Origin of the sequence: Arcobacter iocasae, assembly GCF_042214795.1 — a bacterium.
Taxonomy (GTDB): domain Bacteria; phylum Campylobacterota; class Campylobacteria; order Campylobacterales; family Arcobacteraceae; genus Arcobacter; species Arcobacter iocasae.
Genome location: NZ_CP090177.1, coordinates 1,374,958 through 1,387,875 on the forward strand (window position 1 = coordinate 1,374,958; position 12,918 = coordinate 1,387,875).

Annotated in this window: 12 protein-coding genes; 2 read left to right on the forward strand and 10 right to left on the reverse strand. The window is 30.4% G+C overall.

All coding sequences use genetic code 11. The features are described from left to right. The first annotated feature begins 153 nt into the window (after nucleotides 1–153). Both LXN10_RS06865 and LXN10_RS06870 read left to right on the forward strand, forming a co-directional pair. Nucleotides 154–2,577 (forward strand): hydrogenase small subunit, encoded by a 2,424-nt coding sequence (locus tag LXN10_RS06865; protein ID WP_375725124.1) that lies wholly within the window; start codon nucleotides 154–156, stop codon nucleotides 2,575–2,577. Further along, complete coding sequence (locus LXN10_RS06870; RefSeq protein ID WP_375725332.1) at nucleotides 2,577–4,235, forward strand: nickel-dependent hydrogenase large subunit; 1,659 nt, start codon at nucleotides 2,577–2,579, stop codon at nucleotides 4,233–4,235. The genes LXN10_RS06865 and LXN10_RS06870 overlap by 1 nt, the downstream gene beginning before the upstream one ends. On the opposite strand, the gene modD is transcribed toward LXN10_RS06870, so the two are convergent. From modD to nifH, 10 genes are all read right to left on the reverse strand, one after another. Next, nucleotides 4,232–5,089 (reverse strand): ModD protein, encoded by an 858-nt coding sequence (gene modD, locus LXN10_RS06875; protein ID WP_375725125.1) that lies wholly within the window; start codon nucleotides 5,087–5,089, stop codon nucleotides 4,232–4,234. The two genes, LXN10_RS06870 and modD, sit on opposite strands and share 4 nt — an antisense overlap. 17 nt (nucleotides 5,090–5,106) lie before the next feature. Beyond that, nucleotides 5,107–5,961 (reverse strand): ABC transporter ATP-binding protein, encoded by an 855-nt coding sequence (locus LXN10_RS06880; protein ID WP_375725126.1) that lies wholly within the window; start codon nucleotides 5,959–5,961, stop codon nucleotides 5,107–5,109. Nucleotides 5,962–5,964: 3 nt separating this feature from the next. Then, the gene (gene modB, locus LXN10_RS06885; RefSeq protein WP_375725127.1) at nucleotides 5,965–6,657 is read right to left on the reverse strand and encodes a molybdate ABC transporter permease subunit; all 693 of its coding nucleotides are present in this window, start codon (nucleotides 6,655–6,657) and stop codon (nucleotides 5,965–5,967) included. Next, nucleotides 6,650–7,051: a TOBE domain-containing protein gene (locus LXN10_RS06890; protein WP_375725128.1), complete on the reverse strand. Its 402-nt coding sequence runs from the start codon at nucleotides 7,049–7,051 to the stop codon at nucleotides 6,650–6,652. Before LXN10_RS06890 ends, modB begins: the two co-directional genes overlap by 8 nt. Beyond that, complete coding sequence (gene modA / locus LXN10_RS06895; RefSeq protein ID WP_375725129.1) at nucleotides 7,048–7,794, reverse strand: molybdate ABC transporter substrate-binding protein; 747 nt, start codon at nucleotides 7,792–7,794, stop codon at nucleotides 7,048–7,050. Before modA ends, LXN10_RS06890 begins: the two co-directional genes overlap by 4 nt. An 8-nt stretch (nucleotides 7,795–7,802) precedes the next feature. After that, nucleotides 7,803–8,222 (reverse strand): TOBE domain-containing protein, encoded by a 420-nt coding sequence (locus LXN10_RS06900; RefSeq protein WP_375725130.1) that lies wholly within the window; start codon nucleotides 8,220–8,222, stop codon nucleotides 7,803–7,805. 86 nt (nucleotides 8,223–8,308) lie between these two features. Further along, nucleotides 8,309–9,850, reverse strand: a complete 1,542-nt coding sequence (nifK, locus tag LXN10_RS06905; RefSeq protein WP_375725131.1) for a nitrogenase molybdenum-iron protein subunit beta — start codon at nucleotides 9,848–9,850, stop codon at nucleotides 8,309–8,311. Between the two features lies 1 nt (nucleotide 9,851). After that, on the reverse strand, nucleotides 9,852–11,318 hold the full coding sequence (nifD, locus tag LXN10_RS06910; protein ID WP_375725132.1) for a nitrogenase molybdenum-iron protein alpha chain: 1,467 nt from the start codon (nucleotides 11,316–11,318) through the stop codon (nucleotides 9,852–9,854). 134 nt (nucleotides 11,319–11,452) lie between these two features. Continuing rightward, nucleotides 11,453–11,812 (reverse strand): hypothetical protein, encoded by a 360-nt coding sequence (locus LXN10_RS06915; protein ID WP_013133863.1) that lies wholly within the window; start codon nucleotides 11,810–11,812, stop codon nucleotides 11,453–11,455. Nucleotides 11,813–11,960: 148 nt separating this feature from the next. Then, nucleotides 11,961–12,875 (reverse strand): nitrogenase iron protein, encoded by a 915-nt coding sequence (gene nifH / locus LXN10_RS06920; protein WP_013133864.1) that lies wholly within the window; start codon nucleotides 12,873–12,875, stop codon nucleotides 11,961–11,963. Nucleotides 12,876–12,918: the final 43 nt, after the last annotated feature.

Below are 12,918 nucleotides of genomic sequence, written 5' to 3' on the forward strand. Positions count from 1 at the left end.
AATTGGGGGAATTTTACTCTTTAAAATTTAACTACAAAAGGTTGACTAATATATATGCAAGAAGTGTTCCCTTAAAAATCAAGGATTTTAAGTAATTAAAGAGTAACTTATATTTTGCTATTATTAATGTAATCCATAAAAAAGAGATGTCAAATGAAGATAGTTATTATTGGTGGGGGAATTGCCGCAGTTTATTTAGCAAATAATATTTTAAATGTAGATTCATCATGTAGTGTTACTATGCTTAGTGATGAAGAATATATCCCTTATGATAGGATACATCTTTGTAGGCTAATAGAGTCTAACAATGATGTTGAAAACATAAAATTAGAACTAAATAGTGCTGTAAATCTGCAACTTAATCAAACTGTTTCAAATATAAATAAAGAGAAAAAACAAGTCCTTTCAAATGATAAAATCTTTGACTACGACAAACTAATCATTGCCACAGGCTCAACACCAATCACTCTTTTAGATACAAATTTAGAAAATGTTTCTGTTTTTAGAAATATAAATGATTGTAAAAAAATAGAACAATATTGTAAAACAAATGAAGTAGTACTAGTAGGAAGTGGACCTATTGCTTTAGAGTTACTAGATACTTTAAATGAAATGAGTGAGGTGAAAAGTATAACTTTACTCATAAGAAGTAAACACTTATATGATAAATATATCTCTGCTGAATCTATGCAAATAATGGAAAATAGTTTTCTAAAGAACAAAAAAGTAAGAATATCTTATGAAGATGAGATTGTTGATACCCAAATTATAAATAACAAAATAGAAGTTTTAAAAACAAAAAAACTAAATATAAAAAATCCTTTTATTGTTTTTGGAATAGGAATAAAAGCAAATGCAAAACCTTTTGAAAAATTCATTGATGTAAACAGAGGGATTTTGGTAAATGAGTTTATGCAAAGTAGTGATGAAAATATCTATGCTGTTGGAGAGTGTTCCGAAGTTGTAAAAGATAATTTTGTAGCAGGGCATGTAAAAGAGTGTACAACTCAAGCAAATGTAGCCATATCTCATATTTTTCAAAAGGATATCATGCGCTTTGAACTTGATACAGCAGTTGATATGCTTAAAATTGGGGATTTTACTTTAGTTGAAATTTGCTCATCAGATTTTAATAAAGATTTTGAAAAGGTTGTTATTGAATCAATAGATAAAAAAAGAGTTGATGAATACTTCTTAAAAGATAAAAAACTTATTAGATTTATAGGAATTAATTCAAATATTGATACAGCATATTTAGAAAAAGTTATAAATGAAAAAGATGAGATAGATTTAAACTATTTATATGAAAATAGAGAATTAAGCCCAAGGGGGAAATTGGTCTGCGCATGTAAACATATCTATTATGAGGATTTAAAAAATCTTATAGTTTCATGTAAGATTGACTCTTTTTCTTCAATGAAAGAGTTCAGTGAAGCAGGAAGAGTTTGTGGAAGGTGTAAAAAAGAGCTTGATGATATTATCATTGCTTCACAAGATTTAATAGATAATAAAACTCCTAGAAAAACCAAAGAAGAGATAAAATTAGAAGAAGAGTTAAAAAGAAGTAAAAGAAGCGTAGATAAATTTAAAAAACTACACCCGAAAAATGAAATGGATGAAAAAAACCTAGAATCAGCTCTGAAAATGCTTGATATTGGTAAAAGTGAAGTAAATAGTTGGATTTCAATGGTAACAGCTAGTATGAAACTAAATCCAGCTTTTGAGGATGTTGTAAATGATGGACTTAAAAATTTAAATAAGATTCCAATTATTTGGTTGGAACTTAGTGATTGTAGTGGAAATAGTGAAGCTTTTATTAAATCATCAAATCCAGTATTAGAAGACTTGATATTTGACTATATCTCTTTGGATTATCATGAGTTACTTATGAGTGCAAGTGGTGAGGAGAGTGAGACTATCTTAGAAAATATAATCAAAAATGATAAAGGCAAATATGTTTTGATAGTTGAAGGTGCAGTTCCTTTAGCTCTTGATGGAAAATATTTACGAATAGGGAAAAAAGGTGAAACAGGAGTTGAGCTTTTAAAAAAATGTGCAAAAGATGCAGCCCTAGTATTGGCAGTTGGTTCTTGTGCTTTTGATGGAGGAGTAGTGTCTGCCTATCCAAATCCAACAGGAGCTGTTGGAGTAGCAGAAGCTTTAAATAGAAATGATATTATAAATATCACAGGCTGTCCAACAAACCCTATAAATATAGTAGGAACACTGCTTTCTTATATGATGTTTGAAGAGTTGCCGGCCTTAGATAAATTTAATCGACCTTTATGGGCTTATGAACAAAGGGTTCATGATAATTGTGAAAGAAGAGGTCACTATGAACTTGGCGAATTTGTAAAAGAGTGGGGAGATGATGGGGCAAAAAATGGTTGGTGTCTTTTTGAAATGGGTTGTAAAGGACCATATGCAAATGTAAACTGTCCATCTATGAAGTTCAATCAAGGAACAAGTTGGCCCGTACAAGTTGGACATGGTTGTATGGGTTGTACTGAGCTTGGATTTTTTGATAAATTTGCAAATGAGAGAGTATATATAGAAACTAAAGAGGATGAAAAATGATGAAAAAGATTGTTATTGATCCAATTACTAGAATTGAGGGGCACTTAAGAGCTGAAGTAGAAGTTGATGAAAAAGGCATTGTTCAAGAAGCTTATGTAAGTGGTCAACTTTTTAGAGGTATTGAAATTATTTTACAAAATAGAGACCCTAGAGACGCAGGACTTCTAGCTGGAAGAGTTTGTGGGGTTTGTACAAATTCACATTTTAGAGGAGCTATTGGAGCTGTTGAAAATGCATATTCTTTGAGTATTCCCCAAAATGCAAGGATAATAAGAGATTTGATGTCTATGGCTTTGTTTATTCAAGATCATGTGGTACATTTTTATCAATTACACTTGCTTGATTTTGTAGATGTGCTAAGTGCATTAAAAGCAAATCCAAAAGAGACAACAAAAGAGGCTCATAAATATAGTGCTAAACCTTTTAGAAACTCAAATACACATTATGATACGGTTTTAGAAAAACTTCAGAACTTTATAGATGCAGGAAGACTTGGCCCTTTTAATAGTGGATATTGGGGACATAGTGATTATAAGTTAAGTAGTGAACAAAATTTAATTTTATTATCCCACTATTTTGAAGCCTTGCAATTTCAAACAAAAATATCAAAAGCTATAGCAATCTTTGGTGGAAAAACTCCCCATCCTCAATCTTTGGTTGTAGGTGGAATTACCAGTGTTGCTGATATGTTAAATCCCCAAAGATTAAATGACTTTATTTTTGTAATAAAAGAAGCAAGTGATTTTATAAATCGAGCTTATTTACCTGATATGAAACTTTTAGCAATTGCTTATAAAGATGAAATAAAATCTAAAAGTGGAAAAACAATAGGTAACTTCTTGAGTGTGGGTGGTTACCCTATAAATAAAGAGATGAAACTTTTTTCTACTGGAGTAATTTTTGAACAAGATTTCTCAAATATACAAGAGTTTGATGCCAATAAAATAAAAGAAGAAGTACAAAGAGCTTGGTATAGCGATGATGAAAAACAAGAACCTTTTTATACTGATTTAAATGAAGATGGAACTTTAAAAACTAAAAATAAAGATGATAAATACTCTTGGATAAAAGCTCCCCGATATGATGGAAAGACTATGGAAACAGGTCCTGTGGCAAGACTTATTATTAGTTATTTAAATAATAATACTGCCATAAACTCTTTTGTTGATGAGTTTTTAAAAGAGACCTCTTTAAGTCTTGAAGATTTAAATTCAACTGTTGGAAGAAATTGTGCAAGGGCAATTGAGAGTCAATATATTTGTGAATATATTTTTAAACTTGTTTCAAATTTGATTCAAAATATTAAATACTATGATACGAATACTTGGGATAAATACAATTTTAATGAACTAATAAAAGATGCAAGTGGATATGTTTTTTTAGAAGTGCCAAGGGGAGTTTTACTTCATAGTGTCAATATAGAAGACTCTAAAATAAAAAATTATCAAATAATTGCCCCAACAACTTGGAATGCAACTCCCAAAAATAGTGATGGTATTAGAGGTGCATATGAAGAAGCTTTAATTGGTATTGAAATAAAAGATTTAGAAAAACCTCTTGAGGTTTTAAAAGTCCTACACTCTTTTGATCCATGTTTAGCATGTGCTGTGCATATCATAGATACAAAAGGTAAGTATTTAGGTGAGTATAAAGTTTAATTTTCTTTTGGAAGTAATTTCATTTTACTTCCAAAATCTGCCATACCACTTGAGTACATAGCACTTGAAACTATACCGTCAACGCCTAAAGAGGCATACTCTTTTACATTTGATAAAGTTATTCCACCTGCAACTAAGATGCTTACGCTTGGAAAATTCTCATTTTTATATTGAATGATCTTTTTTAATATAGGGATTTTTATTTTATCAATTTGAATTACATCTACTTCATTTTGCATTAGAATTATTGCATCTTCATATGTTTCAGTTTCTATTACTATTTTCTTCTCTGGGGATTTTTGTTTTAATCTTTTTATATCATTTAAAAAGTCTTTTTCATTTTTATAAACTATTCTGTGTTGAGGGAAAAGAAGAATACTTTCACTTAATCCTAAACGATGGGGTGTAGCTCCACCTATTATAACTGATTTTATACATAATTTTTTTGCAAAAGGAAAACTTTTTCTAGTGGATAAAAGTTCACAAGTTTTATTTACGCTTTCTATTTCTTTTTTCATTTTATTAGTATTACTTGCCATCTTACAACTATATTCTAATAATACTTGACAAACTTTCCATGCCTTATGAACATCTTCATATTTACCACTAAACTCCAAAATTACATCATTTTGTTTTATAAAAGTTTTTGATGGAACAAAACTTTTCACTTCGCAATTTAAAAGCTCAGCAATTCTTTTTGCTTCTTCACTACAAGAGACAATAATATCTTCTCTAGTAAAGATACTTAATTTTGCTTTCTTATTTGATTGTCCTTGAAGATAAGTGGTTAAATCAAAGTAAGGTATATCATCATTTATATATTGTTGAAGTTCATTATCTGTTAGAATGAACATATTTTTATCCTTTTATTTTAAATCTGTTTTATTAATGGGGCAAAAGCTTTTGTACTTACTAAAACTTTTTGTCCTATATTTAAATTTTTTGCTTCATCATTACTTACAACAACTTCTACAAGCTGTTGTCCTATTGATACAATTGCTATTTGAATTACATCAACTTTTACAATATCGAGTAATTCACCCTCAAAAGAGAATTTCTGTGAACCACTTGTTTTTAATAAAATATCTTTAGCTTTACCATCATTTATTACTAAACCTTGATTTAAAACTATAACTCTATTTGATAATCTATACATTTCACTTGGATCATGACTTACCATTATTGTGGTTGTATTAAATTCCTTATGAAGCGTTAATATCTCTTGTTGTAGTTTTGCTCTCATTTGGGGATCTAAGGCTGATAAGGGCTCATCCATAAGTAAAAGCTTTGGTTTATTCATTAATGCACGACAAAGACTAACTCGTTGTTTTTGTCCACCACTTAAAGTATTAGGTAATCTATTTTTCAACTCTTCCATTTCGGTTATTTTTAAAAGTTTTATTGCTAATTCTTTATCTTTTTTCACAAATAAAAGATTATCTATCACACTCATATTTGGAAATAGTGCATAGTCTTGAAAGACAAAACCTATCTCTCTTTTTTGTGGAACTAGAAAGCTTGATTCATTTTGCCAATAGTTTTCACCTATTTTTATTTCACCTTTTGCTTCTTCTAGACCTGCAAGTATTCTTAGAAGTGTAGTTTTACCACTCCCACTTAATCCTGCTAATGCAATAAAATCACCCTCTTTAATCTCTAAATTTACATCTAAATTCATTTGTCCATCTGAACCATGAAGTTTTTTAAATATATCTATTTTTATCATATTTTATATTCCAAATTTTTTGTTGCTTCTACCATTAAAGATATAAACACTAAGAAGTACTATAAAGCTTATTATTACCATAATAGCACTATAAATATGGGCACTTTTATAATCCATAATTTCTACCATTTCATATATTGCAACAGAAGCTACTTTTGTTTCACCTGGAATGCTTCCTCCTACCATAAGAACAACTCCAAATTCTCCAACTGTATGAGCAAAGGTTACAATTATTGCTGTAAGAAGGGCTGGTTTTATATTTGGTAAGGCTACTTTTAATAAAGTTTTTATTTTTCCTTTTCCACATATATAACTAGCTTCAATCATATTTTTACTTATACTTTCAAAACCACTTTGTAGGGGTTGAACCATAAAGGGCAAACTATAAAAACAACTAGCAATTACAAGTCCATAAAAATTGAACACAAGTTTTATTCCAAGAATATTTTCAAAAAAGGCACCTATTGGAGAATTATAAGATAAAGCCCACAAAATATAAAATCCTAGAACAGAAGGAGGTAAAACTATTGGAAGAGCAGTAATTGCTTCTAAAAAAGGTTTCAATCTTGATTTTGTTTGTGAGAGATACCAAGAAAGAGGTAATGAAATCATAAATAAAATTGAGGTTGTAATAAAGGCTAATTTAAATGAGAGTATAAAGGGACCAAATTCTATAGCTTTCAGGGTTTCAAACATTTATTACTTCCTCAATAGATAAATCACTTGCTTTTATAAAAATATTAATTTCATCATCTTTTTTTAGATTCATTTTTTTTGCACTTGCTTGGGTTATAATTGATTGGAAATATGAATTTTTAGCTTTTATTGTCACACTACAAAGGAGTTTACCCTCTTCTATACTTTCAATTTTTCCATTTATTTGATTAGAGAAACTAATCATACCTTCAAAATCTCTTGCCAATATTATATTCGTAGCTTTTGCGACTAATATAACTTTTTGACCGATTTTAATTCTTTCATTAAGATCTAAACTCATCATTTTGAGTTTAATTCCTGAAAAATCAAATTGCACAATATTGAGATTATCAATACTGTCTATTTGAGATACGATAGCTTCTATTTTATTCATGGTACTAAATATCCAAATTTGTTAAATATTTTTTTTGCATCTGCACTTAAGATAAAGTCATAAAATGCTTTTGCTTCTTTATTCTCTTTTGCATTGTTTATAATAACAATTCCTTGATTAATAGGAGTATAAAGTTTTGGATTTACATCTACCCAGTTTAGTCCTTCTTTATACATACTCATTTTTGGACTATATAAAGATGATTTTGCAATAAATCCTATATCAGTTGCAGTTGTGGCATAAGTTACTGTTTGAGAGATAGATTCGGCATAAACATATTTTTTTACAACTTCGTCATAAATTTTTGCATTTTTCATAGCTTCAACTGCAGCTTTCCCATAAGGGGCAGTTTTTGGATTTGCAATAGCAATTTTATTTACTGAACTATCACTTGCTAGATTAATTCCTTTTGACATATCTATCTTTTTAATACTTAAAATTGCTAAACTTCCTTGTGCATAAATAACTGGTTTTGTTACAGCAATCTTATCACTATATAAGGCTTCTGGATATTTCATATTTGCTGCCATAAAAATATTATATGGCGCACCATTTTTAATTTGTGCAGTTAATTTCCCACTACTTCCCAGTGTAACATTTACTTTTGTGTCTGGATTTGTTTTATTAAACTCATTAATCAAATCACCAATTGCATAACTTACATTTGCAGCAACTGCAATATTGATTTGTCCTGCAAATAAACTTAAACTTACAACTAATATTCCTAAGACTATTTTTTTCATTTTATCTCCTATTTTCCTATCATCACATCTGTTGCTTTTATAATTGCACTTAATTGGTTTCCAATTTTTACTTTTAAGTTCTTTATTGAACTTGATGTTATTACAGCAACTACACTATCTTTATTCCCTATATTTATCTCTACTTCTGCACTCACTGAGCCCAAGTGTAGATTTTCTACTATTCCTTGAAGTTTGTTTCTTGCACTTATATTTAATGTTACATCAGTTGTTACAAGTACTGAACTTGATTTAAATATTGCAGTAACAATATCTCCAATTTTCAAATCAAGATTTTTAACTGCATTATTTGTTATTACTGAAACTATTGTGTATCCACAATTTAATTTAACAAAAATCTCAGAATTTACATTCCCTTGCTGAACTAGTTCAACAACTCCCGGTAATTGATTTCTAGCACTTATTATCATCTTTTTCCTTTCCAACAAAGCATTATATATTTTTATATATAACGATTAGCTAAAAAAAACTAGAAGGAATCCTTCTAGTTTTAAAATTATCTTACTGAATCGAAGAAATAATCTGTTTCAGCTATATCTTTAGTCTCTTCATCTAATTGGTCTAAGATACCATTAGTAATCCAAGTTAAAAGGTTGATACCACCTTCATAACCACTCATAGAGTATCTGTGTAAGTGATGTCTATCAAAAATTGGGAACCCAATTCTAATAAGTGGAGTTTTTGTATCTCTATAAAGCTCTTTACCATAAACATTACCAATCATGAAATCAACTGGTTCTGTGAATAATAATGATCTTAATGCCCATAAATCTTTACCTGGCCAAATGTTACATTCGTCAGATCTATTTGATTTATCTAAGATTGCTCTCATTTGGGCTTCCCAATTTTTTCTTGGAGCATTATGACAAACAACATGAGTTGGAATTGCACCCATTTCAACTAAGAAAGAAACCATACCTAATAAAAAGTCAGGATCTCCCCAGATTGCGATTTTTTTACCATGCATATATGGATAAGAATCTTGCATAGCATCAACAAGTCTAGCTCTTTGTTGTTTTAATTCTTCTGGAATTTCTTTACCAGTTAATTCTGCTAATTTCATAACAAATTCATCAGTACCACTTAAACCAATTGGATTACAAGTTTCGTAAGTTTGTTTCCATTTGTTTTTAATAGTTTTAGCTGTTGCTATTGATGAATATTTTTGTAAAGATATTGTAGCTTTCGCATTAATTGAACCTTTAAGATCTTCAATTTTTGTTCCACCAGCATACAATTTATACTCACCAGCTCCAGTATCCCATTGCTCTTCATGGTCACCAATCATTACGATTTTATCACCGAACATTTTAGATATTTTTTTAATCTCTTTTAATGATCCTAAATAAGGTTCAAATCCAGGGATAATATTAATTCTTTCTTCATCAACAGTAGTTTTTTCAGTACTTACTTGCTCTAAAATAGATTTCATCATATTATCATAACCTGTAATATGAGAACCTACGAATGAAGGAGTGTGTGCATTAGGAATTAAAACATTGTCTAATTCACCTTCAGCTTCATCTTTAGCTCCAATAATAAAAGCACCTAAGTCATCACCGATAACTTCTGCCATACATGTAGTAGATACAGCAATCATTTCTGGTTTATATAAAGCATTACAATTTCGTAAACCATCTTTCATATTTGCTAATCCACCAAATACCGCTGCAGATTCACTCATAGAATCTGAAACACAAGGAGTTGGTTCTTTAAAGTGTCTTGTAAAATATGTTCTAAAGTATGCAACACATCCATGGCTTCCATGAACATAAGGCATAGTATTTTCAAATCCAAGAGCTACCATAACAGCACCAAGAGGTTGACAAGCTTTAGCAGGGTTAACAGTAATTGCTTCTCTTGCTAAATTTTTTTCTCTATAATCCCAAGACTCAGTCCATTTTTGAATTTCTTCAACTTTAGCAGGATTAATTGCTCCCATTGAACCTTCAAATTCTTTTTTGTTTTTTAAAACTTCTTGATATTCAGGTTTTAAAAACAGTTTTTGTCCGTTTACTATATTATCTAAATCTTGCATATTACGCTCCCTCTACTTCTTTGTCCCATGGTGCTTTAGTATGATTCCAAACAGGAGAATTCATTGCTAAATCCATATCTTTTGCAAAAATTGCAAATGCATCATACCCATGGTATGGTCCACTATAATCCCAAGAGTGCATTTGTCTAAATGGTAATCCCATTTTTTGAAATACATATTTCTCTTTTACACCAGCTGCAACTAAGTCAGGTCTCAATTTTTTAACAAATTCTTCTAACTCATACTCATTCGCATCATCATAAATAAGTGTTGATCTTCCTAAATCTTCTTTAGTTCTTTTATAATCATCACCATGTCCGAACTCATAACCAGTACCAATAACTTCCATCCCTAAATCTTCATAAGCACCAATAACGTGTCTTGGTCTTAATCCACCAACATAAAGCATAACTTTTTTACCCTCTAACATTGGTCTAAATTTAGCAATAACTGCATCTGTCATAGCAGTATATTTAGCAATAACTTTTTCTGTTTGTTCTTGAATTTTTTCATCAAAAAATGATGCAATTTTTCTCAAACTTTCAGTTGTTTTTGTAGGTCCAAAGAAGTTATATTCCATCCAAGGTATACCAAACTCTTGCTCCATATGTCTAGAAATATAGTTCATAGATCTATAACAGTGAAGTAAGTTCAATTTTGCTTTTGGTGCGATTGCTAACTCTTTATAAGTCGCATCCCCAGACCATTGTGCAATTACTCTTAATCCCATTTCTTCTAAGATTAATCTTGTAGACCAAGCATCTCCACCGATGTTATAATCTCCAATAATTGCTACATCATAATCAGTTGAATCAAAATCTTTTCTATGTGATGTATCAGGCATAACATGATCTCTAATCATATCATTTGCGATGTGGTGACCAAGAGATTGAGAAACCCCTCTAAACCCTTCACATGATACAGCAACAGTTTGATGACCTGTCTCTTTTTTATGAACTTTTGCAACAGCTTGAATATCATCTCCAATTAAACCAATTGGACACTCTGATTGAATTGAAATACCATTGTTTAATGGGAATAATTCATCAATCTCTTCTAACGCTTTTTTAAGTTTTTTATCTCCACCAAATACGATATCTTTTTCATTGAAGTCAGTTGAAAAGTTCATAGTAACAAAAGTGTCAATACCAGTTGTTCCTATATAATAATTTCTTCTTCCACCTCTTGAATATTGCCCACAACCTATTGGTCCATGAGAAATATGAATCATATCTTTAATTGGTCCCCAAACAACCCCTTTAGATCCTGCATATGCACAACCTCTTTGAGACATTACTCCCGGTACTGTTTGTTTGTTACTTCTTGTAGTATCACAAGAACCTTTTACACCTTCTGGATTATCAGTTCCAAGGTGTTTTGCTCTATTCTTCTTTGCTTTTTCTGGATAAGCTTCAAGTACTTCTGCAATTGCTTGCTTTTGAAGACTTTCTAATGTTTCTGGTCCCATAATTTTTTCCTTATAAATTGTCCCAATTTTTAAGGGACTTTATTTTTATAATTTCTTTTGACAAGGATTTGTAAAAAATCCTTAAAGAAACAAATCCTAAAGAGGACAACAAGTTGTCCTTTTTATAATTTTGTTTACGCTACTTTTACTCTATATAGATTCATGTCATCTAATTTTTTACAAATAGCTTTAGTTGCATCACCATCAACAGATTTTGAGATTTCAGAAATTTGGTATTTATTAGTATAATAAACCATTTTATAACCATCTTTTTCTTTACACTCAGTATTAGTATAATAATCAACTAAGGCAGTATGTAAAAAAGAACCTTCTGGGATAGAAATTTCTTCTAACTTTACACCTTCTCTTGTTTCACTTGAAACAGTTACAGATTTACCTGTAGCATCAACTCCATCTTGTACTTTTTCTATTACTTTATCAAAACTTACATCATTACCCATATCAGCTGGGAAGTGGTATCCACATACAAACATTTTATTCTCCTTTTAAAATGTCCCATTTTTAAAGGGACTTTGTTTTTAACGACTTCTTTTAACAGGATTTATAAAAAATCCTTAAAGAAGCAAATCCTAAAGGGCGAAAGAATTCGCCAACATATACTTTAATATTTACTCTTAGGTATTAAGCTTCTTCTGCTTTTTTACCTAAGTTTTCTTCGTCAACTTCTTCTTCTAATCCGAATTCCATTAATAATGCTTCTAAGTCATCCATTTCTAGTGGCTCAGGAATAACTTTTAAGTCATTAGCGATAATTTTTCTTGCTAATTCTTTATATTCCATAGCTTGGTCTGAACTTGGAGCAAATTCAACAACTGTCATTCTTCTTAACTCAGCTCTTTGAACATGGTTAGATCTTGGTACGAAGTGAATCATTTGAGTACCAATTTGCATTGCTAAGTGTTTAGATAAATCATACTCTTTATCTGTCATTCTTGCATTACAAATTAAACCAGCAAGTCTAACTCCACCAGTATTAGCATATTTTAAAATACCTTTTGAAATATTATTAGCTGCATACATAGCCATCATTTCACCAGACATTACGATATAGATTTCTTGCGCTTTACCTTCTCTAATTGGCATAGCAAATCCACCACAAACAACATCTCCAAGAACATCATAAGATACGAAATCTAATTCATCAGTATAAGCACCTTCTTCTTCTAGGAAATTAATTGCAGTAATAACCCCTCTACCCGCACAACCAACACCTGGCTCAGGACCACCTGATTCAGTACAGTTAATATAACCTTCAGTTATGTCATTATTTTCTGGGTGAAATTCACCAGCACCTGGTTTACATACATCTTCTAATTCTAGATCTTCAACAGTTCCAGCTTCACTAGCTAATTGCATAATTGTACATTGTGCTTTTTCGTGTAAGATTAATCTTGTTGAATCCGCTTTTGGATCACAACCAACGATTAAAATTTTCTTTCCATAGTAATGACACATTGCTGCTAATGTGTTTTGAGATGTAGTTGATTTACCAATCCCACCTTTTCCGTAAAACGCTATTTGTCTTAAATCTGACATATTGTCTCCTTTTAATATTATTAATTACAAATAGATAATTGCA

What these genes read in the sequence shown, in the direction of transcription:
- LXN10_RS06865 (WP_375725124.1), top strand. Translation starts at nt 154, where the DNA reads ATGAAGATAGTTATTATTGGTGGGGGAATTGCCGCAGTTTATTTAGCA.
- LXN10_RS06870 (WP_375725332.1), top strand. Translation starts at nt 2,577, where the DNA reads ATGAAAAAGATTGTTATTGATCCAATTACTAGAATTGAGGGGCACTTA.
- modD (WP_375725125.1), bottom strand. Translation starts at nt 5,089, where the DNA reads ATGTTCATTCTAACAGATAATGAACTTCAACAATATATAAATGATGAT.
- LXN10_RS06880 (WP_375725126.1), bottom strand. Translation starts at nt 5,961, where the DNA reads ATGATAAAAATAGATATATTTAAAAAACTTCATGGTTCAGATGGACAA.
- modB (WP_375725127.1), bottom strand. Translation starts at nt 6,657, where the DNA reads ATGTTTGAAACCCTGAAAGCTATAGAATTTGGTCCCTTTATACTCTCA.
- LXN10_RS06890 (WP_375725128.1), bottom strand. Translation starts at nt 7,051, where the DNA reads ATGAATAAAATAGAAGCTATCGTATCTCAAATAGACAGTATTGATAAT.
- modA (WP_375725129.1), bottom strand. Translation starts at nt 7,794, where the DNA reads ATGAAAAAAATAGTCTTAGGAATATTAGTTGTAAGTTTAAGTTTATTT.
- LXN10_RS06900 (WP_375725130.1), bottom strand. Translation starts at nt 8,222, where the DNA reads ATGATAATAAGTGCTAGAAATCAATTACCGGGAGTTGTTGAACTAGTT.
- nifK (WP_375725131.1), bottom strand. Translation starts at nt 9,850, where the DNA reads ATGCAAGATTTAGATAATATAGTAAACGGACAAAAACTGTTTTTAAAA.
- nifD (WP_375725132.1), bottom strand. Translation starts at nt 11,318, where the DNA reads ATGGGACCAGAAACATTAGAAAGTCTTCAAAAGCAAGCAATTGCAGAA.
- LXN10_RS06915 (WP_013133863.1), bottom strand. Translation starts at nt 11,812, where the DNA reads ATGTTTGTATGTGGATACCACTTCCCAGCTGATATGGGTAATGATGTA.
- nifH (WP_013133864.1), bottom strand. Translation starts at nt 12,875, where the DNA reads ATGTCAGATTTAAGACAAATAGCGTTTTACGGAAAAGGTGGGATTGGT.